A 19,573-nucleotide genomic window follows, 5' to 3' on the forward strand; every position below is an offset into this window, starting at 1 on the left:
AAATCGAAACTTCCAATTCGTAAGGAGATACATCATGGAAGGCGATCTCGCACACATCGGCGCAGGCCTGGCAGCAATCGGTTCCGGCGCGGCCGCAATCGGGGTGGGCAACGTGGCTGGCAACTTCCTGGCCGGCGCTCTGCGCAACCCCTCGGCGGCTGCTTCGCAGACCGCAACCCTGTTCATCGGTATCGCATTCGCAGAAGCCCTGGGGATCTTCGCATTCCTGGTCTCGCTGCTGCTGATGTTCGCCGTATAATCTGCGGAACCTGATCCTTACGCGCAGGTGGGCCCAAGCCATAGCGGCCCACCTGTTGTAAAGACAACGTTCCGACGGAGGACATCATGGCGACTGAAACAACCGGAGCAGTAGGAACCTGCGTCGACTCTCATGGCTCTGCCATCGGGATGCCGCAGCTTTGCTTCGACTGGTTCCCGAACCAGATCTTCTGGCTCGTCGTTACGCTGGTCGTCATCTTTCTGGTTCTGTCCCGCGTGGCCCTGCCGCGCATCGCGGCGATCCTGGCCGAGCGTCAGGGGACCATTACCAACGACCTGGCCGCGGCCGAAGACCTGAAGGCCAAAGCGGTCGAGGCCGAAGAAGCCTACAACAAGGCGCTGGCCGATGCCCGTACCGAGGCGCAGCGGATCGCAGCCGAAGCGCGCGCCGAAATCCAGGCGGACCTGGATGACGCGATCGCCAAGGCAGACGCGGAAATCGCGGCCAAGGCGGCCGAGTCCGAAAAGGCGATTGCCGAGATCCGGGCCGGAGCGCTGGAAAGCATTCAAGTGGTTGCCAAGGACGTGGCGGCCGAGCTGGTCACCGCACTGGGCGGCAAGGCGGATGCCGATGCCATCGCAGGTGCCGTAGAAGCACAGCTGAAAGGATAAGTGACATGCGGAACATCCTTGCCCTTGTCCTGACTGCGGGCGCCGCCAGCCCGGCCTTTGCCGCAAGCGGCCCGTTCTTCTCGCTGGGCAACACCGACTTCGTGGTGTTGCTGGGCTTCATCGTCTTCATCGCGGTGCTGTTCTATTTCAAGGTGCCCGGCATGATCGGCGGGGTGCTGGACAATCGCGCCCAGGGCATCCAGGCCGAACTGGACGAAGCCCGCGCCTTGCACGAAGAAGCGCGCGGCCTGCTGGCCTCGTACGAGCGCAAGCAGCGCGAGGTGCAGGCCCAGGCTGATGCCATCGTGGCCGCTGCCAAGGAAGACGCCGTTCTGGCGGCCGAGCAGGCCAAGGCCGACCTCGAGAAGTCGATTGCCCGTCGCCTTGCGGCTGCTCAGGATCAGATCGCCTCGGCTGAGGCCGCAGCGGTCAAAGAGGTTCGCGATCAGGCCGTCGCAGCGGCTGTCGTCGCCGCACAGTCGGTACTGGCCAAGCAGATGACCGCGGCCCAGGCCAACAAACTGATCGACGAGGCCATCGCGACCGTGGCGCAGAAACTGCATTGATCCGGCGCAGAGGCGGTCTCGGCTACTGGCGGCGAACGCGTCTCAGACTTCCTCGACGGTTGTAGGAGTTTCGGCGGGGGCAGAATTTGCCCTCGCCGTTTTATCGGATACTGTAGGTTCATCATATTAACACGTTTCAAGGCTTGCCCGATTGAGCCACGAGTAACACATGACACGACTGCCCCGGATCAGCGTTGTGATCCCGAACCTCAATTGCGCCGAGTTTCTCGAACGCACGATTCGGTCTGTCATCGATCAGAATTATCCAGACCTCGAACTGATCCTTTCGGATGGCGGCAGTACGGATGGGTCCCTCGAAATCGTCGAGAGGTACCGCAATTTCTTCTCTACGGTTCTGTCCGAACCGGATGACGGACAAGCCCACGCAATAAATCGGGGCTTTGCGGTGTCGACCGGAGATGTGATGGGATGGATCAACTCGGACGATGTCCTGTTGCCCGGAAGTCTGTCACTTGTGGGCTCGATATTTGCGTTCAATTCCTCGGTAGAATGGTTGACCGGTCGGGTGACCTGTATCGACGAGGCCGATCAGGTTTTGAGCATCCACCGCCCGCGACTTGTGACCCATACGCGGTTTCTTGCGGCCGACTATCAATGGATTCAGCAGGAATCGACTTTCTGGCGCCGCAGCCTGTGGGAAGTCGCAGGCGGTAGGTTGAACGAGTCGCTCCGCCTTGCCGTGGACGGAGAACTGTGGCTGAGGTTTTCGAAGCATACAACGATGTTGTCCGTTCATGACCAAATTGGCGCGTTCAGGTTCCGCAACGGACAACGGTCGGAAGATATCGAAGCCTACCATGCCGAAATGCTCGAGGTGATCGATGCCGAGCGCGCTTCGGTCGTGCCGCAGGATGATCTGGTCCGCCGTATCCTCGACGAACCACTCAAGTTGCGGACCCGCAAAGAGGCCGAAGCGACCTTTCCCGATCTGCGTAAATGCGACCCCAAGCCTTTTGCGCGACCCCAGCTGTGGAAGCACAGACTGATGCGAAAGTTGCATCGGATCTGACAACTGGCGCTTAACGGCCGGCGGTTTCGTGTTCCAGGCGCTGGCGCGCGATACGCTCGTTGCGCTGCGCTTTCTGCTGGTCCTGCATACAGCGTTCGACGAAGCTCAGGTGCTGTTCCACCGCCTGCCGGGCGGCCTCGGGGTCGCGGGCCTGAAGGGCTGTGTTGATTGCCCTGTGCTGGTTCAGGATTGCGTCGCGCGTGGTGCGCTGGTGGAACATGATCTGGCGGTTGTAGAACACGCCCTGCCGCAACAGATCGAACATCGACCGCATCATGTGCAGCATCACCACGTTGTGGCTGGCTTCGATGATCGCCATGTGGAACTGCGCGTCCAGATGGGCCTCGTCATCGGCCGCGTTGCGGGCATGGGCGGCCTCCATCTTGTCGAAAATCGCTTGGATCACCTTCAGGTCGCTGTCCGAGCCCAGACGCGCGGCGCGTTCGGCCGCCAAACCTTCCATGTCGCGCCGGAAGGAAAGGTAATCGAACACGGCCTCGTCATGGCTGCTGAACAGACGGATCAGCGCCGGAGAAAAGGCCGAGCCCAGAACCTCGGCCACATAGATGCCCGACCCGGCCTTGGCAGACAGCAGGCCCTGATCCTGCAGTTGCGAGATCGCCTCGCGCAGCGACGGGCGCGATACGCCCAGTCGGTCGGCCAGTTCGCGCTCGGGCGGCAGGCGTTCACCGGGGCGCAGGATCCCGCGCAGGATCAGCAGCTCGATCTGTTTGACGACGGCCAGGGACAGTTTCTCGGTCTGGACTTTCTGAAAGGGCATCGGAACATCGCTGGAAATTGGTCAAATCATATGACCACACAAGCCTGGCCTGCGCAAGAACGGGCCGCGATCACATTGCCTGAAACAATAGGTCAGTATTATTGACTTTAAGCGCGGAGGTCATAGCGTCGGTCCGACCCAGCGGAGGAGGCTCGGCCCATGCATCAGCTATTTGCCACGCGCGCCAAGCGAATGAAGGCGTCTGAAATCCGAGAGCTGCTGAAACTGCTGGATCAACCCGGCATTATTTCCTTTGCCGGCGGTATCCCCGACCCGGCGCTGTTTCCGGCCGAGGCCTTTGCCCAGGCATTCCAACAGGCGTTTGGGGCTGGCAGCGGCGCGCAGGCGCTGCAGTATTCCGTGTCCGAAGGGTACCTGCCGTTGCGGGAATGGATCGCCGACCACATGCGTCTGATCGGCATCGACTGCGGCCCCGATGACGTTCTGATCACCTCGGGCTCGCAACAGGCGCTGGACTATCTGGGCAAGCTGTTCCTGTCGCCCGGCGACACGGCGCTGGTCGGATGGCCGACATATCTGGGAGCCTTGGCGGCCTTCAACGCCTATGAACCGCGCTTTGACCGGTTGCGCGCAGGCGGCAACGCGGGCGCGGCGCAATATCGGGCCGCGGCGGGGCCGGGGGCGGTCAAATACGCCTATCTGTCGCCCGACTTTGCCAACCCGACCGGCGAGACAGTCGATCGGCGGGGGCGTGAGGCCCTTCTGGATTTGGCCGAGGAGTTGGACTGCGCCCTAATCGAGGACGGTGCCTATCAGGCCCTGCGCTATGACGGGCAGGCGATTCCACCGATCCTTGCGCTGGAACTGGAGCGGAAGGGCGATCTGCAAGCGTGCCGAACCATCTATTGCGGCAGTTTTTCCGAGACTCTGTCGCCCGGGTTGCGAGTTGGCTGGGTCGTGGCGGCGCGGCCCGTCATCTCGCAGCTTGTGTTGATGAAACAGGCCGCCGACCTGCATTCGGCCACCATCAACCAGATGGCCGTGCACCAAGTTGCCCAAACCTGTTTCGACAGCCACATCCCGAAAGTGCGCGCAACCTACCGCGCGCGCCGCGACGCGATGCTGGCGGCGTTGGAACGGCACATGCCCGAAGGCGTGCAATGGACCCGGCCCGAGGGTGGCATGTTCATCTGGCTGACCCTGCTGCCCGGCTCGGATGGCGCACAGCTACTGGCCCGCGCGCTTGCGACGGTCAAGGTCGCCTTTGTGCCCGGACAGGCCTTTCACCCAGATGGCAGCGGCACCAATACGATCCGGCTGAGTTTCTCCAACTCGGACGAGGTCAGGATTGCCGAGGGCATTGCCCGGTTGGGCACGGTCCTGCGCGGGTAAGTTCGGGAAAGCTTTCGTTAACCATTTTGCCGCAAAGCTGCGGTATGATCCGGTTCCTCGCCTTGCTGTTGCTGGCCGGCTGCTCGGCCGGCACGCCCCATTTCCGCGACCTGCCCGCAACCCGCGTGGCCATAAACGGCAGCGTGTTCGACGTGCGCCGGCGCGGAGACCTGGCCGAGGCGGTCCGCGTCAGCAGCCAATATGCCCCGCGGCTGGGGTCGATCCGGGATCGGGCCGCGTTGGCCATGGCGCAGGTCTCGGGCTGTCCGGTCGCCGACGTGCTGGGCGACGCGGCGGTGACCGTGGGAATCCTGGCCTGCGACCGCAGGGCGTCGGACCGGCTGCTGATGGCTGCGGTCACGCCGACCAACTATGAATGCATCGACTTCGGCACCCATGACAGCGGGTCGGACACTGGGTACCAGGTGTTCGAGTGTTCGCCTTATTAAATCCGCGCGATTCCGCCCAAATCAGCAAGATATTGTGGATAACTTGGCCCAATATCCCATATCCTGCGCAACTTCGTTGACTCGCGGCCATTCCCTTGTCCAGACTTTGAAGGAACGGGAATCATGGAAACCGGCCTTTGCGCTTTACCAAACTCAAACTCACCGGCTTCAAAAGCTTTGTCGATCCGACCGATCTGATCATCGCGGACGGGTTGACCGGTGTTGTGGGGCCCAACGGCTGCGGCAAGTCCAACCTGCTCGAGGCGCTGCGTTGGGTGATGGGCGAGAACCGCCCCAAATCGATGCGCGGCGGTGCGATGGAGGACGTGATCTTTGCCGGTGCCGCCACCCGTCCGGCGCGCAACTTCGCCGAGGTCGTCCTGACCATGGACAACTCGGAACGTCTGGCTCCGGCCGGGTTCAACGACAGCGATCAGATCGAAATCGTGCGCCGCATCACCCGCGACGTGGGCAGCGCCTACAAGGCCAACGGCAAAGACGTGCGCGCCCGCGACGTGCAGATGCTGTTCGCCGATGCTTCGACCGGTGCGCATTCGCCCGCGCTGGTGGGGCAGAACCGGATCGCCGAGCTGATCAACGCCAAACCCCGCGCTCGCCGCCGCATTCTGGAAGAGGCCGCCGGTATCTCGGGCCTATACCAGCGCCGGCATGAGGCCGAACTGAAGCTCAAAGGCACCGAGGCCAACCTGACCCGCGTCGATGACGTTCTGGAACAGTTGGGCACGCAGCTGGCGCAGCTGGCGCGCCAGGCCCGTCAGGCCGCGCGGTATCGCGAGATCGGCGAGCAATTGCGCCAAGCCGAAGGCATGTTGCTGTATCGCCGTTGGAAAGAGGCCGACATGGCCCGCCAGCAGGCCGAAGAGCGTCTGCGTGACCGCATCACCGAAGCCGCGCGCGCCGAGGCCGAGGCCCGCGCCGCCAGCGCGAAACGCGCCGAGATCGAAGAAACTCTGCCGCCGCTGCGCGAGCAGGAGGCCATCGCCGCCGCCGTCCTGCAGCGCCAGCAGGTGCAGCGCGATCAGCTGTCCGATCAGGAAACCCGCGCGCGCCAGACCATCGAAACCCTGACTGCCCGCATCCAGCAACTGGGCCGCGACATTGAGCGTGAAACCGGTTTGAACCGCGACGCCGGCGAGATGATCGAACGGCTGGAATGGGAAGCCCGCGAACTGGCCAAGGCCGCCGAGGGCCATGACGACAAGTTGGCCGAAGCCGCCGAAATTGCCCGAGAGGCCGCCGCGGTTCTGCAGGAGCGCGAGGATCTGCTGGCGCAGGAGACCGAGGACACCGCTCGTCTGGTCGCGCGTCACCAATCGGCGCAGCGCCTGGTCGAGGACAGCCGCAAGACGCTGGCACGCTCAGAGGCCGAAGAGGAAAAGGCCCGCGCGGCCGTTGCCGAGGCCCGCGCCGCGCTGACCCGCGCCGACGAAGCGTTCGAGGCCGCGCAAGCCGCTGAGGAAGAGGCGCGCGAGGCCGCCGAAGCCGCCGAAGAAGCGCTGGCCGCCGCCGACGAACTGCGCGGCGAGACCCAGGCGCGCGAGGCCGAGGTCCGCGCCCAACGGTCTGAGGCCGAGGGCGAGCTGGGGGCGATCCGGGCCGAGACCACTGCGCTGGCCAAGCTGGTCGAGCGCGACACCGCCGAGGGCGGACAGGTGCTGGACTTGCTTCGGGTCGAGCCGGGCTTTGAAAAGGCGCTGGGGGCCGCGCTGGCGGATGACCTCCGCGCCCCGCTGGTCGAAGGCGATGGGCCGTCGGGTTGGGTGCAGGTGCCGGGCTATGACGCCGATCAGCCTTTGCCGGACGGGGCCGAGCCGCTGGCGCTGCACGTATCGGGGCCGGACCGTCTCAGCCGTCGCATCGCACAGATCGGCCTGATCGACGCGGATCAGGGCGCGCGGCTGCAACCTTTGTTGAAACCCGGCCAGCGGCTGGTGTCGCGCTCGGGCGATCTATGGCGCTGGGACGGGTTCCGCGCCTGGGCCGAGGATGCCCCCAGCGCCGCGGCGCTGCGGCTGGAGCAGCTCAACAAGCTCGAGGTGCTGAAACAGCAGCTGGCGCAGGTCGAAGCGCAGGCCGACGGCGCCCGCGCCGCGCACGAGGCCCTGTCGCGACAACTGGCCGAGGTGACCGAGGCCGACCGCCGCGCCCGCGAGGCCCGCCGCGCCGCCGACCAACGCATGGCCGAAGCGGCCCGAGCGCTCAGCCGTGCCGAGGCCGACCGCAACCTGGCGCAGGGCAAACTGGAGAACCTGACGCTTGCGGTCGACCGTCACAAGCAGGATGCGATGGCGGCCCGCGCCCAGCTGCGCGAGGCCGAGGCCGCGCTGGCCGAGCTGGGCGATATGGACACTGCCCGCGCACGGGTCGAGGATATCAAGCAGACGGTCGAGGCCGCGCGGATCACCATGCTGACGCACCGCTCGACCCATGACGAGCTGCGCCGCGAAGGCGAGGCCCGCACCCGCCGCGCGCAGGAGGTGGCCAAGGACCTGAGCGGCTGGAAACACCGCTTGGAAACCGCCGAGAAGCGCATCGCCGAGCTGGCCGAGCGCAAAACCAGCTCGGAAGAAGAACTGACCGAGGCGATGGCCGCGCCCGCCGAGATCGCCGAGGCGCGCGAAGAGCTGAACGAGATGATCGAGGCCGCCGAGGCCCGCCGCGCCGAGGCCACCGACAAGCTGGTCCATGCCGAAACCCTGCAACGCGAAGCCGTGCTGGCTGAGCGCGAGGCCGAGCGCAAGGCCTCGGAGGCGCGCGAAGCCCGCGCCGCGGCCGAGGCGCGGTTCGAGGCGGCCAAGGAAAGTGTCGCTGCCGCCGCCGAGCGCATCGCCGAGGATCAACAACTGACACCGAACCAGCTGTTGAACCAGTTGGACGTGAACCCTGAGGACATGCCCGCCGCCGATGCCCTGGAAGCAGAGGTGAACCGCCACAAGCGCCAGCGCGACGCGATGGGTGCGGTGAACCTGCGCGCCGAGGAGGATGCCAAGGAGGTTCAGGAGGAGTTCGACACGCTCAACAGCGAGAAATCCGACCTGGAAGAGGCGATCAAGGCGCTGCGCAGCGGTATCGCCAGCCTCAACCGTGAGGGCCGCGAGCGCCTGCTGACCGCATTCGAGCAGGTCAACGCGAACTTCGCCATGCTGTTCAAGCATCTGTTCGGTGGCGGCGAGGCCAACCTGGTGATGGTCGAGAGCGACGACCCGCTGGATGCGGGGCTCGAGATCATGTGCCAACCGCCCGGCAAGAAGCTGTCGACGCTCAGCCTGCTGTCGGGCGGGGAACAGACCCTGACCGCCACCGCACTGATCTTCGGCGTGTTCTTGGCCAACCCGGCGCCGATCTGCGTGCTGGACGAGGTCGACGCGCCGCTGGACGATGCCAACGTGACCCGGTTCTGCGATCTGCTGGACGAGATGTGCCGCCAGACCGACACGCGGTTCCTGATCATCACCCACCACGCGGTGACCATGGCCCGGATGGACCGTCTGTTCGGCGTGACTATGCAGGAACAGGGCGTCAGCCAACTGGTCTCGGTCGATCTGAAGAAGGCCGAGCAGATGGTCGCCTGACCGCTCACCGCAACGTTATTCCGCGATCGTGCCGGACCGGGCTAGGCTGGCCGCATGAAACATCTGTTGCTGATCGGCGCGGCTTGCGCCGCCTCGCCTCTCTGGGCTGCCGAATGGGCCACCCGCCCCGGCGACGTCCCCTTGAGCCCCGCTGAACTGGATGCGTTGGCAGGCTGCACGCTGACCTTTCATGACGACGGTCAGTCGAAATACTCGGCCGGTGGGTCTTATTCCTATACCTATTCAGCGGCCAATGGCGGCGGAACGGCCTTCGGGACCTACAGCATCGCCGCTGATGGCAGCATCTGTGTGCAGTATCGAAATGGGTTCGACCGCTGCGATCTGTATGTGCGCAACAAAGACCGGCTGATCCTGATCACCGAAAAAGGCGAACGATTCCCGGTGCGGCCTTGATGTCATGGCGTTCAGATCCATCGGGCTCGGCCCCGATGCGTGGAGCCTGGCAGTGCATGGCTTTGGCCGGATGCTAGCGGCACAGCGCCCCCTTGCGGCGCTGTGCCGTGTCGAAGTGGAAGTGATCACGGTGGTACTTGTCCGCCGCCGGGCCGAGCACGGTACCGAACAGCCCGCAGGCTTCACGATGTAGGCGGCGTAGAATGGGGCCGAATTCGAGTGTATTCCACCCATCCCGCACGGACACGATCGTGCCATCCCTGAGTTGAAACGCCGAAATGTCGACGGCCCGACCGCGCGCATGTTCGGACAACGGCGCATAGCGGTGGTTGTTCTGCGTCCGGCAGGAATAGTGTCCGACAAGCCGGACCTCGTCCAATCCGCCGCCCAGATCTGCAAAGGCCGGTTTGGCCATGGTCTCGATCCATGTATTGAGGGTGATTGCCGTTCGGCAATCCATCAACGCCTTCTGGCTCAGTCGGATGTCCGACATGCTGTGGACCTGAACCGGGCGGCCGATTCCGCAGCCCCGGTACGTTCCGGCGAAGCGTCTGCGAGGTTCGCCAACGATGGTCCAGTCATCGCACAAGGCGCCACGTTCGCGCATGCGCTGGCGGCCCTCTCCGATCTTGGAAAACTTGCACGGTCGTAAGGCAGGGCGGGGCGAGACGGCGACGGGCGTGCGGACAATGTCAGCGGGTACAACGACTGCTGCAGGCTGCGCGGTGTCGCCGGGATCAGGCGGCGCGGGAATGTCAAATCCTTGCAAGTTGGGTACCGGACTCTCGGCGCAGTTGGGGGCGGCAAATGCCGGCCCGACACCGAGACACAGCAGAACACTCAGAACACGGATCACACCAACCTCCAGACAGCCGGGCAGGGTGCTTGCCCGATTGCAGCCGGACCGCACCGGGTGCGGATCGCCGCGTCCGCCCCTGCGATCCGGTCCGGGAAACTTTTCACCTCTGGAAGTTAAGCGGATGCCGCGCCGTCGGATCAACCGTTTTCTGCCGTCGGTCATCGGGCCGCCGGTTCGAGCGGTTGGCTTCGCACTGGCCTTTCCTGTGCCGCGCCCGCTCAGAGCTGGTTCAGCAGATCCACCGTTGGCCAAGCATCTGCGGGCAGGCCCAGCCGGGCCTGCTCGGCCTGAACTGCGGCCCGCGTACCGGCGCCAAGAATACCGTCGATCTTGCCCACGTCGTGCCCGCGCGCCTGCAGCTTGGCCTGCAGCTGCTTCATCTGAGCGCCGGTCAGGCCCGGTTCGGGGTTGCCCGCAGCATAGACTTGTGCGCCCTCGAGACGCGTTCCGAAATAGGCCGCGGTCAGGACATAGACAAAGCTCTGGTTCCACTCGAAATAGACATCGAAATTTGGATAGGCCAGAAAGGCCGGCCCCTTGCGCCCCTGCGGCAGGATCAGCGAGGCCGGCAGGTTGGCCAGCGACCCGCTACGCGCCTGCACACCCACCGCCTGCCAGTCCGAGACCGGGCGCGGTTTGCCCGGCCCGCTTAGCGACCAGTCCATCTGCGCAGGCACGGTGACCTCCTGCAGCCAGGGCTGACCCGGCTGCCAACCCAGATGCGACAACATCTTGCCCCCGGACATCAGCGCGTCGGGGGCCGACGTTTTCAACCGCACATGCCCGTCGCCATCACCGTCCACGCCGTTTTCCAGAATGTCACGGGGCAGCATCTGCACCATGCCGATCTCGCCCGCCCAGGCGCCGGTGGTGCGGTTCGGGTCGAAATCGCCGTTCCGGAACAGCTCGATCGCGGCGAAGATCTGCGGCCGGAACAGCTCGGGGCGGCGGCAATCGTGGGCCAGCGTCACCAACGCATTGCGGGTGTTGAAATCGCCCTGGAAGGCGCCGTAATCCGTCTCGAACGCCCAGAAGGCCAGCAGGACCCCGCGCGATACACCGTATTCGGCTTCGATCCGGTCGAACACGGCGTCGTATTTCTGCGCCATCGCCTGGCCGCGCCTGATCCGGTCCTGCGAGATCAGGCGGCGCGAGAATTCGATGAACGGTTTCTGGAACACGCCCTGTGCGCGGTCGGCCTTCAGCACCTTGGGGTCCTGTTGCACACCGTTGAAGAACGCATCGACCGTGGCCGTATCGTAGCCCTGCTGTGCCGCTTCGGCCTTCAGTCCGCGAACGAAGGCGTTGAAGCCGCCGCCGCATTGGGCAAGGGCCGGGGCGGCGAACAGGCAAGCGGCCACTAGGCCCGAGACAAAGCGCATGACGAAAACCATCCTCAGAAAACCGTGTTCAGACCAACCCACACCGTCAGCCCCGCCAACGCAAGCCCCCAAACCTGCCAAAGCATTCTGCATGCGCGGAAAACCTCCGTTGCGCCGATCGAGCGCCGGGCTTCGCCGTTGACCCAGGCCAGATCGCGCATCTGCCCGTCATAGCTGCGCGGCCCGGCCAGTGCCACGTCCAGCGCGCGGGCCATTGCGGCCTCGGGCCAGCCGGCATTGGGCGAGATGTGGCGCCGCGCGTCCGCGACGATGGCCCGCCATTGGCGCCACTGCCCTGACAGGGCCACGATCATCAGGCAAGTCAGCCGCGCCGGGATCAGGTTCAGCAGATCGTCCAGCCGGGCGGCGGCCCAGCCGAAGTCTCGGTACGTGTCGTTGCGGTACCCGATCATGCTGTCGGCGGTGTTCACCGCCTTGTAGACCAGCAACCCCGGCAGGCCGCCCAGCAAGAACCAGAAGGCGGGGGCGATCACCCCATCACTCAGGTTCTCGGCGGCGCTTTCGATGGCCGAGCGCGCCACCTGTGCCTCGGTCATCTGCGAGGTGTCGCGCGACACGATCATCGCAACCGTGGCGCGGCCCTCGGGCAGGGACTGCCGCAGTGCGACGCCCACGGCGCGGACATGCGCCACCAGAGAGTTCTGCGCCAACAGGATCGCACAGACCACGACCTCGACCACCCAGCCAAGCCACGTCAGCGCCGCACCGACCACCCAGCCGTTCAAGAGCAGCAGAAGGGCGACGAAAACACCCTTGGTCCGTCGATGCGTGCCGTGGTTCAGATGGCGGTCCAGCCAGCCGATGGCGTTGCCCATCAGCACCGCCGGGTGCCGCAGGCGCGACCACAGCCAGTCGGGCTCGCCCAATGCGGCGTCCAGCAGCATCGCCAGGGCCAGCGTCAGCGCGGCGCTCACAGCGCCGCCTCGAGCCGCAACCAGCCATGCTCGGGGGGCAGGCCCAGCCGCAGGAACCGGTCGGAATAGGGGAAGATGCGGCTCCAGATATGGGCCTGTGCCAGCCGGTCCTGCCAGGCGGCGGCATCGTCCACGTCATACAGGCGGAACAGGGTGGTGCCGCCGACCAAATGCGCGCCCTTGCCAGTCATCAGCGTATCTAGCCAATCCGCATCACGGACCAGCCGGGCGCGTGTGGCCTCGGCCCAGGCCGTGTCATTCAAGGCCTGCGCGCCGATGCGCAGGGCCGGGCCGGACACCGCCCAGGGGCCGATCAGATCGTTCAGACGCGCGATCAGGTTGGGGTCCCCGATGGCAAAGCCCAGTCGCAGGCCCGCAAGACCCCAGAACTTGCCAAAGCTTTTCAGAACGATCACGCCGGAGCGTTCCGACAGGCGGATCAGAGATGCCTCGGGCGTCACGTCGCAAAAGCTTTCGTCGATCACGGTCAGCGGCGCGTCGGCGTCCTCGGCCCGCCAGATCCGGCCGTCGGGATTGTTGGGATGCACGATCACCCGTGCCGGCGCCGGACCGTCAGGCTGCACCCTCCAGCCCTGCGCGGCAAAGGCGGCAGCATGTTCGTTGTAGGTAGGCGTGGTGATCTGGACCGCACCAACGGGGGCCAGCGCCGGGATCCGCGCGATCAGGGCCGAGGCGCCCGGCGCGGGCAGGATTGCCGCGCCCTCCGGCACGCCCCAGAAGCGACGGGCCGCATCGCTGAGCCGGGCAAAGGCCCCGTGATCCGGCAGGGCGGTCCAGTCTTCAGGCATGAGGTCCGCCATAGGATAAGGATGCGGGTTGATCCCGGTCGACAGGTCGATCCATTCCGCTCGCGCACCGCCATGGCTGGCGATGGCTTGGTCCAGGCCGCCGCCATGGTCGCGCTGGTTGCGCGGGTTCAAATCCTGGATGCTGTCCGTCATGCGTTTTCTTGCCTGTTCGCGCGATTTACCCAGGTTCAAGCGGATTCACGCCGAATTTACAAGGGAATCCGCCCGTTCTGGAAATGTGGAAGTGGCCGTTAACACTTTGTTAACGAAATCGCGGGATCAGGGGCGTAGGGGATGGCACTTCGGACTGTATCAAGTGCCAAGGTTGTTGCAAATGAAAGTTTTGATTGTTGAGAGTAACCCTGACCTCGGTCGGGTGTGGCAGCGGCACCTGGAACGCCAGGGTGCCGAGGTAACGCTGGTTGACAGCCAAGAGACCGCGATCTTGGCGCTGTATGCGACGCCGTTCGAAGTCATCATTCTGGATTTGGTGCTGGAGTCCGGCAGCGCGCTGGCCGTGGCGGATTTTGCCAACTATCGCCGGCCGGACGCGCGGGTGATCTTTGTCACCAATACCACCTTCTTCTCGGACGGGTCTATCTTTGCGCACAGTTCGAACGCCTGTGCCTATGTCCAGAGCAACACGCCGCCCGAGGATCTGGCGGCCATGGTCGAACACTACGCAGCGGGGCGCTGATCGCGTCCGTGCGGCTGCCAATAGTCCAGAACCGGGTTGATCGGGATGATCCGGTGCGGATTGATGCTGTCGTGGCTGTAGTGATAGTGCCGCACGATGTGATGCAGGTTCACTGTGCCTTCCACCCCCGGCCACTGATACAGCTCGCGCGTGTAGGCCCACAGGTTGGGATAGTCGATCAGCCGCCTTCTGTTGCATTTGAAATGCAGGTGATAGACCGGGTCAAACCGGATCAGGGTCGTGAACAGGCGCCAGTCGGCCTCGGTCAGGCGATCCCCCATCAGATAACGGTTCGTGGACAGCCGGTCCTCCAGCCAGTCCAGCGTGTCGAACAGGGGGTGCACGGCCGTGTCATAGGCCTCTTGCGTGGTTGCAAAGCCCGACTTGTAGACACCGTTGTTCACGTTTGAATAGACCCGCGCGTTGACCTCTTCGATCGCGTCGCGCATTTCGGCGGGCCAGTAGTCGTCGGTGTTGCCGGTGATTTCGTCGAAGGCCGCATTGAACATGCGGATGATCTCGGAGCTTTCGTTCGACACGATGGTCTGTTGCGCCTTGTCCCAAAGGATCGGTACCGTCACCCGGCCCGAATACTGCGGATCGGCGCGGGTGTAGACCTGATAGGCATAGTCCAGGCCATAGAGCGTGTCTCCGGTGGCGCCGTGGTCGTCCGTCTGGAAGGTCCAGCCGTGCTCCAGCATGTCGGGATGAACGACCGATACGGTGATCAGGTCCTGCAGCCCCTTAAGCTGACGAAAGATCAGCGTGCGATGCGCCCAGGGGCAGGCCAAGCTGACATAAAGGTGATACCGGTCGGCTTCGGCCTTGAACCCGCCCTTGCCCGACGGGCCGGGGCGGCCGTCGGCTGTGATCCAGTTGCGGAACTGGGCGGCCGAGCGTTTGAAGGCCCCACCGGTGGATTTTGTGTCATACCATTTGTCGTGCCACACGCCGTCGATCAAAAGGCCCATCCCGGCTCCTCCACTTTGCGTCTGGCCACAATGATAAGACGCATAGTCCTTCGTTCCTATGAGGTTCAGCGCGCAAGGTCCCTGCGCGGATGCACAACGCCGCCCGCGCTCATGCGACCAAGTTCACTGGATTTTTACGAAAATGAGGTCAGAATGGAATCGGCAACCGGGGGAGTTTTTCATGAGTACCTATGTTTCCAAGGAAATCAGCGCGGAATTGGACGCCGCCCGAATCGCCGCCCTGAAGAAGGCCAGCCGTTTGCGGGTGGAAGTGGGCGACAAAACCTACAGAGTCCTCAGATTGTGGAAGGACGGGTTCACGGTCGAATCTGATACCACGCCGCGCCTGCGCGGGCTGGTCGACATCTATGACGGAGCGCGGCATCTGTATCAGTGCCTGATCATTGCGGCAGATACCGAAGGCCCGGAAATGCGGTATGAGTTCAAACGCAGCACGGCCCATGTCGACACTGCACCACTGGACTATGCGCGTGACCCCGACGCCCCGATTGCCCTGCTCGGGCCGGCGGAGTAGGCCTGCCAAGTCTACTGCAAATCGCTGAAGGCCGCCTTCAACCGCGTGCAGGCCTCTTCGACCCGCGTGCGTTGGGTGGCCAGGTTGAAGCGTTCGAACGTCTCGCCCCCAGTGCCAAAACCTGGCCCGGGTGAGGTGGCGATCCGTGCGTCCTGCCGCAGACGTCGCACGAATTCGGCATGGTCCATTCCGGTGCCCGAGAAATCGACCCAGGCCAAGTAGGTCGCCTGCAGGGGCATCGACCACAGGCCGGGGATCTCGGAAATCGTCTCATCGAACAGCGCACGGTTGCCGTTCAGGTAGTCGATCTGGGCATCCACCCATTCGGCGCCTTCGGGCGTGTAGGCCGCGGTGATCATGGCCACGCCAAGTGCGCTGGGGTCATAGTCCAAAGTGTTCAGCCGGTGGCGCATCTGCGCCCTCAGCGTGTCGTCTGGAATGATCATGTTGCCGGTGCGCTGGCCTGCGATGTTGAAGGTCTTGGACGCCGCTGTCAGCGTCACCGTCCAGGGCCGCGCATCCGGCGCGGCCACGTCCATCGGCACGAATTTGTGGCCCGGATAGACCAGATCGTGATGGATCTCGTCCGAGATCAGGATCAGCCCGTTGCGTTCGGCAAAGGCCGCCACCGCACGCAGCTCGTCCACTGTCCAAACCCGCCCGGACGGGTTCTGCGGCGAACACCAGATCAACATCCGTTCGGACCCGTCCAGCCGCGACTGTGCGTCGTCCAGGTCGATCTCATAGGTATCGCCGGCCCGCACCAGCGGGCATTCCACCACCCGGCGGCCGGTCTTGTTCACCTTGTGCGCAAACTCGTGGTAGACCGGCGTGAAGATCACCACTCCGTCCCCCGGTTCGCTCCACACATCGAGGCTCAGCGCGATGGCGTTGCCCAGACCCTGTGTTGTCAGAACCCAATCGGTCTCGATCGCCCAGTCGTGGCGGTTCTGCATCCACCACTGCACCGCCTGCAGATAGGCCGGGTGCTGCCAGGAATAGCCGAACACCCCGTGATCGGCCGCGCGGCGCACCGCGTCGATCACGCAGGGCGCGGTGGCATAGTCGGAATCGGCGGTCCACATGGCCAGCCCGTCCTCGGGCGAGACGCCGAACAGCTGCTCCATCTTGTCCCATTTCGAGCTGAAGGTGCCCCGGCGGTCGATCAGGTCGTTGAAAGTCATGTCTGCTCCATTTGTTGGCTTGAAAGCTATCGGGAAATTCGCCCGGTGCAAGGGGGGCGTTGCGGCCGCGCCCGCGATGACCTAAATCAGCCCCATGAAACGCAACATCCTGATCCATCCCGATCCCCGCCTGAAAAAGGTCTGTGCGCCCGTGGACGACCTGTCGGACGAGCTGCGCGCGCTGGCCGACGACATGCTGGAAACCATGTATGACGCGCCGGGCATTGGGCTGGCCGCGCCCCAGATCGGCGTGCTGGAACGATTGATCGTGCTGGATTGCGTCAAGGAGGAAGGCGCCACCCCCCGCCCGCTGGTGATGTTCAATCCCGAGATCATCTCGGCCTCGGACGAAACCAGCGTCTACGAGGAAGGCTGCCTGTCGATCCCCGATCAGTTCGCCGAGGTCACCCGCCCCGCCGAGGTCGAGGTTGCCTGGATGGACCAGAACGGCAAGGCGCAGCGCGAAACCTTCGACGGTCTCTGGGCAACCTGCGTGCAGCACGAGATCGACCACCTGAACGGAAAGCTGTTCATCGACTATCTCAAGCCGCTGAAACGGCAGATGATCACGCGCAAGATGGTCAAGCTCAAGCGTGAGCTGGCCCGCGCATGACCGTCCGTCCCTGCCTGCCGTGGCCCGACAAGCGCCTGCGCACCAAGGCCGAGCCGGTGGCCGAGATCACCGATGAGATCCGCGCCATCTGGGACGACATGATCGACACGATGGAGGCAATGCCCGGCGTCGGCCTGGCGGCGCCCCAGATCGGCGTGATGCTGCGGCTGGCGGTCGTGGATGGCTCGACCGAGCGTGGCCGCGCGGTGCGCCTGGCCAACCCCGAAATCCTGCACAGCTCAATCGAGCTGCGCGAGCATGACGAGGCCAGCCCGAACTTGCCGGGCGTGTCGGCCAAGATCAAACGTCCGCGTGCGGTGACGGTCCGATTCCTCAATGAAAAAGGCGAGATCGACCAGCACGATTTCGTCGGCATCGAAGCCACCAGCGTGCAGCACCAGATCGACCATCTGAACGGTCGGATGTATTTCGACCGTCTCAGCAAGGTCAAACGCGACATGCTGCTGCGCAAGGCGAAAAAAGCGGGGTAGGGCGGCATGCGCGTCATCTTCATGGGAACGCCCGAGTTTTCGGTGCCGGTGCTGGATGCGTTGGTGCAGGCCGGGCATGAGATCGCCGCCGTCTATTGCCAGCCCCCGCGCCCGGCCGGTCGCGGCAAGAAGGACCGGCCCACACCGGTGCATGCCCGCGCCGAGGCGCTGGGCCTGCCGGTGCGCCATCCCACCTCGCTGAAATCGCCCGAGGAACAGGCAGCCTTTGCCACGCTGAAGGCCGATGTGGCGGTGGTCGTGGCCTATGGGCTGATCCTGCCGCAGCCGATTCTGGACGCGCCCCGGCATGGCTGCCTGAACATCCACGCCAGCCTGCTGCCGCGCTGGCGCGGGGCCGCGCCGATCCACCGTGCGATCATGGCGGGCGATGCCGAGACCGGCATCTGCATCATGCAGATGGAGGCCGGTCTGGACACCGGCCCCGTTCTGCTGCGTCAGGCCACCCCGATCGGAGCCGAGGAAACCACCGCCCAGCTGCATGACCGCCTGTCGGCGATGGGCGCCGATCTGATCGTGCAGGCACTGGACCGCCTGCCCGAGCTAACCCCCGAACCGCAGCCCGAGGTCGGCGTGACCTATGCCGCAAAAATCGACAAGGCCGAGGCCCGCGTGGACTGGTCGCGCCCCGCTGTCGAGGTCGATCGCCAGATCCGTGGCCTGTCGCCCTTTCCCGGCGCCTGGACCGAGATCGAGGGCGAGCGCGTCAAGCTGCTCGCCTCGCGCCTGTGGGACGGGCAGGGCGTACCGGGCGAGGTACTCGACGACGCGCTGCGCGTGGCCTGCGGCACCGACGCGGTCGAGTTGCTGCGCTTGCAACGGGCGGGCAGGGCGGCGCAGGATAGGGAAACCTTCCTGCGGGGCTGGTCGATCCCGGCCGGAACCCGCCTCAGCTCGGAGACGTCCTGATGTTCATGGTGATGATGGGCACCGTAGTGATTGCCGGCATCGTCGGCTATCTGTCCGAGGTGACGGGCTTTACCCACAACGGTTATCTGCAATCCATCATCATCTGCGTGGGCGGGGCGTTCCTGTTCTACTTTATCCGCATCATGTTCGGCATCAGCTTTGGGCCGCCGGGGCTGGATGCGGTGATCTCGTCGGTGGGGGCCTTGATCATCGTGCCCACGCATTGGAGGAAATGAGATGCCCGTCCTTGCCCTGATCGTCATCGGAGCCGCAGCCGGATTTCTGGCCACCCGCCTGATGCGGATCGAGGCGGACATCCCCACCACCCTGCTGATCGGTATCGCCGGGGCCGTGGTGGGCGGGCTGATCATGCGTGCCTTGCTGACGGTCATGGGTTGGATGCCCGGATTCGTCGGCGCGGTGCTGGGCGCGCTGCTGCTGATCTGGATCTGGAAGACCTATTTCCGGCGCTGACCCGAGGCCCTAGCGCGCGTCACAGATGTCCGCGGATCCAAGGCGCTGAACGGGCTGGGTTGTCATGTCGAACCGGTTCGCTTCGCCCGCAGTCATCCAGTGCATGTCCTCGGCCGAAGCCGCATCCAGAGTGAACCAGTAGAAATCCTCGTCCACGTCGATATCGCGGAAATAGTCCAGATACCTGTCATGCTCGGGGTGATCTTCCGGCAGCTCTGCGGCTATGAACCCACCGCCCGCCCAGCTGTGGACCCCGACACAGGCGCCCGGTTGCAGGGTCCGTCGATTGCCCGCCAGAAACAGATCGGTTCCGCCCGATGCCACCAGACCGTTTGACGGAACGACGGTATCGAACCCTTCGGCCCGTACGACGCGGCCGAAGATCACGTTGGCGTCGTCATCCACCGACCCTTCGATGTTCTGCAACACCAGCGTCCTGCAACCCCGGATTATGGGCGATGACCTCCTCGAAGGCGCTGAGCGAGGTGTGGTCGATCGTTCCCGTCACAATGATCTTGTCCCCGCGCGCAACGAAACTCAGCGGCGTGTAGTCCTCGGCGCATCCAGCCAGCAGGGGCAGGCAGATCAGCAACCGTGTCATCGGATGATCATTGCGCCT

The 19,573-nt window shown here is 64.6% G+C and carries 24 protein-coding genes; 15 read left to right on the top strand and 9 right to left on the bottom strand.

Annotation, left to right across the window (positions count from 1 at the left end):
• Nucleotides 1–34 precede the first annotated feature (34 nt).
• The 4 genes from AC2FMM_RS10250 to AC2FMM_RS10265 all read left to right on the top strand — a co-directional run bounded on the left by AC2FMM_RS10250 (nt 35) and on the right by AC2FMM_RS10265 (nt 2,487).
• Nucleotides 35–259, top strand: coding sequence for a F0F1 ATP synthase subunit C (locus tag AC2FMM_RS10250; protein ID WP_005981269.1), 225 nt, complete (start codon nt 35–37; stop codon nt 257–259).
• Between the two features lie 86 nt (nt 260–345).
• Complete coding sequence (locus AC2FMM_RS10255; RefSeq protein ID WP_496688764.1) at nt 346–891, top strand: F0F1 ATP synthase subunit B'; 546 nt, start codon at nt 346–348, stop codon at nt 889–891.
• Between the two features lie 5 nt (nt 892–896).
• Nucleotides 897–1,457, top strand: a complete 561-nt coding sequence (locus tag AC2FMM_RS10260) for a F0F1 ATP synthase subunit B (RefSeq protein WP_496796496.1) — start codon at nt 897–899, stop codon at nt 1,455–1,457.
• A 169-nt stretch (nt 1,458–1,626) separates the two neighbouring features.
• Nucleotides 1,627–2,487: a glycosyltransferase family 2 protein gene (locus AC2FMM_RS10265; protein WP_496711207.1), complete on the top strand. Its 861-nt coding sequence runs from the start codon at nt 1,627–1,629 to the stop codon at nt 2,485–2,487.
• A gap of 10 nt (nt 2,488–2,497) precedes the next feature.
• On the opposite strand, the gene AC2FMM_RS10270 is transcribed toward AC2FMM_RS10265, so the two are convergent.
• The gene (locus AC2FMM_RS10270) at nt 2,498–3,268 is read right to left on the bottom strand and encodes an FCD domain-containing protein (RefSeq protein WP_496711208.1); all 771 of its coding nucleotides are present in this window, start codon (nt 3,266–3,268) and stop codon (nt 2,498–2,500) included.
• A 159-nt stretch (nt 3,269–3,427) separates the two neighbouring features.
• Between AC2FMM_RS10270 and AC2FMM_RS10275 the strand changes: the two genes are divergently transcribed.
• The 4 genes from AC2FMM_RS10275 to AC2FMM_RS10290 all read left to right on the top strand — a co-directional run bounded on the left by AC2FMM_RS10275 (nt 3,428) and on the right by AC2FMM_RS10290 (nt 9,077).
• The gene (locus AC2FMM_RS10275; protein WP_496796497.1) at nt 3,428–4,621 is read left to right on the top strand and encodes an aminotransferase-like domain-containing protein; all 1,194 of its coding nucleotides are present in this window, start codon (nt 3,428–3,430) and stop codon (nt 4,619–4,621) included.
• Between the two features lie 44 nt (nt 4,622–4,665).
• Nucleotides 4,666–5,070: a hypothetical protein gene (locus AC2FMM_RS10280; RefSeq protein WP_496796498.1), complete on the top strand. Its 405-nt coding sequence runs from the start codon at nt 4,666–4,668 to the stop codon at nt 5,068–5,070.
• A 137-nt stretch (nt 5,071–5,207) separates the two neighbouring features.
• Nucleotides 5,208–8,663, top strand: coding sequence for a chromosome segregation SMC family protein (locus AC2FMM_RS10285; RefSeq protein WP_496796499.1), 3,456 nt, complete (start codon nt 5,208–5,210; stop codon nt 8,661–8,663).
• Nucleotides 8,664–8,717: 54 nt separating this feature from the next.
• On the top strand, nt 8,718–9,077 hold the full coding sequence (locus tag AC2FMM_RS10290) for a hypothetical protein (protein ID WP_496796500.1): 360 nt from the start codon (nt 8,718–8,720) through the stop codon (nt 9,075–9,077).
• Between the two features lie 73 nt (nt 9,078–9,150).
• Here the strand turns inward: AC2FMM_RS10290 and AC2FMM_RS10295 are convergent, their stop codons facing one another.
• From AC2FMM_RS10295 to AC2FMM_RS10310, 4 genes are all read right to left on the bottom strand, one after another.
• Nucleotides 9,151–9,684, bottom strand: coding sequence for an extensin-like domain-containing protein (locus AC2FMM_RS10295; RefSeq protein ID WP_496679326.1), 534 nt, complete (start codon nt 9,682–9,684; stop codon nt 9,151–9,153).
• A 470-nt stretch (nt 9,685–10,154) separates the two neighbouring features.
• Nucleotides 10,155–11,318, bottom strand: a complete 1,164-nt coding sequence (locus AC2FMM_RS10300; protein WP_496796501.1) for a lytic murein transglycosylase — start codon at nt 11,316–11,318, stop codon at nt 10,155–10,157.
• A gap of 14 nt (nt 11,319–11,332) precedes the next feature.
• The gene (gene cbiB / locus AC2FMM_RS10305) at nt 11,333–12,253 is read right to left on the bottom strand and encodes an adenosylcobinamide-phosphate synthase CbiB (protein ID WP_496796502.1); all 921 of its coding nucleotides are present in this window, start codon (nt 12,251–12,253) and stop codon (nt 11,333–11,335) included.
• On the bottom strand, nt 12,250–13,215 hold the full coding sequence (locus AC2FMM_RS10310) for a threonine-phosphate decarboxylase (RefSeq protein WP_496796503.1): 966 nt from the start codon (nt 13,213–13,215) through the stop codon (nt 12,250–12,252). Before AC2FMM_RS10310 ends, cbiB begins: the two co-directional genes overlap by 4 nt.
• A 181-nt stretch (nt 13,216–13,396) precedes the next feature.
• Here AC2FMM_RS10310 and AC2FMM_RS10315 point away from each other — a divergent pair, with 181 nt between their 5' ends.
• Nucleotides 13,397–13,759, top strand: a complete 363-nt coding sequence (locus AC2FMM_RS10315) for a response regulator (protein ID WP_490359939.1) — start codon at nt 13,397–13,399, stop codon at nt 13,757–13,759.
• Here the strand turns inward: AC2FMM_RS10315 and AC2FMM_RS10320 are convergent.
• On the bottom strand, nt 13,741–14,730 hold the full coding sequence (locus AC2FMM_RS10320; RefSeq protein WP_496679321.1) for a glutathione S-transferase family protein: 990 nt from the start codon (nt 14,728–14,730) through the stop codon (nt 13,741–13,743). The genes AC2FMM_RS10315 and AC2FMM_RS10320 overlap by 19 nt on opposite strands.
• Nucleotides 14,731–14,911: 181 nt before the next feature.
• Between AC2FMM_RS10320 and AC2FMM_RS10325 the strand changes: the two genes are divergently transcribed.
• The gene (locus tag AC2FMM_RS10325) at nt 14,912–15,265 is read left to right on the top strand and encodes a hypothetical protein (RefSeq protein WP_496679319.1); all 354 of its coding nucleotides are present in this window, start codon (nt 14,912–14,914) and stop codon (nt 15,263–15,265) included.
• 11 nt (nt 15,266–15,276) lie between these two features.
• Here the strand turns inward: AC2FMM_RS10325 and AC2FMM_RS10330 are convergent, their stop codons facing one another.
• Entirely contained in the window at nt 15,277–16,449 is a 1,173-nt protein-coding gene (locus tag AC2FMM_RS10330) for a MalY/PatB family protein (protein WP_496796504.1), read from the bottom strand.
• A gap of 94 nt (nt 16,450–16,543) precedes the next feature.
• On the opposite strand from AC2FMM_RS10330, the gene def (AC2FMM_RS10335) reads away from it, so the two are divergent.
• From def (AC2FMM_RS10335) to AC2FMM_RS10355, 5 genes are read left to right on the top strand one after another with little or no spacing between them, the layout of a single operon-like run.
• Nucleotides 16,544–17,062, top strand: coding sequence for a peptide deformylase (gene def, locus AC2FMM_RS10335; RefSeq protein ID WP_005981311.1), 519 nt, complete (start codon nt 16,544–16,546; stop codon nt 17,060–17,062).
• Nucleotides 17,059–17,553 (top strand): peptide deformylase, encoded by a 495-nt coding sequence (def, locus tag AC2FMM_RS10340; protein WP_496796505.1) that lies wholly within the window; start codon nt 17,059–17,061, stop codon nt 17,551–17,553. Before def (AC2FMM_RS10335) ends, def (AC2FMM_RS10340) begins: the two co-directional genes overlap by 4 nt.
• 6 nt (nt 17,554–17,559) lie before the next feature.
• Nucleotides 17,560–18,480, top strand: a complete 921-nt coding sequence (gene fmt / locus AC2FMM_RS10345) for a methionyl-tRNA formyltransferase (protein WP_496796506.1) — start codon at nt 17,560–17,562, stop codon at nt 18,478–18,480.
• On the top strand, nt 18,480–18,716 hold the full coding sequence (locus AC2FMM_RS10350) for a hypothetical protein (protein ID WP_005981317.1): 237 nt from the start codon (nt 18,480–18,482) through the stop codon (nt 18,714–18,716). Before fmt ends, AC2FMM_RS10350 begins: the two co-directional genes overlap by 1 nt.
• Before the next feature lies 1 nt (nt 18,717).
• Nucleotides 18,718–18,954 (top strand): GlsB/YeaQ/YmgE family stress response membrane protein, encoded by a 237-nt coding sequence (locus tag AC2FMM_RS10355; protein ID WP_149776373.1) that lies wholly within the window; start codon nt 18,718–18,720, stop codon nt 18,952–18,954.
• Nucleotides 18,955–18,963: 9 nt separating this feature from the next.
• On the opposite strand, the gene AC2FMM_RS10360 is transcribed toward AC2FMM_RS10355, so the two are convergent.
• Together AC2FMM_RS10360 and AC2FMM_RS10365 are read right to left on the bottom strand one after the other, a co-directional pair.
• Nucleotides 18,964–19,380, bottom strand: a complete 417-nt coding sequence (locus AC2FMM_RS10360; RefSeq protein WP_496796507.1) for a hypothetical protein — start codon at nt 19,378–19,380, stop codon at nt 18,964–18,966.
• Nucleotides 19,352–19,555 carry a hypothetical protein gene (locus AC2FMM_RS10365; protein ID WP_496679304.1) on the bottom strand — a complete coding sequence of 68 codons (204 nt, stop codon included), beginning with the start codon at nt 19,553–19,555 and terminating at the stop codon, nt 19,352–19,354. The genes AC2FMM_RS10360 and AC2FMM_RS10365 overlap by 29 nt, the downstream gene beginning before the upstream one ends.
• Nucleotides 19,556–19,573: the final 18 nt, after the last annotated feature.

The organism is Ruegeria sp. BHSC043 (assembly GCF_059612985.1).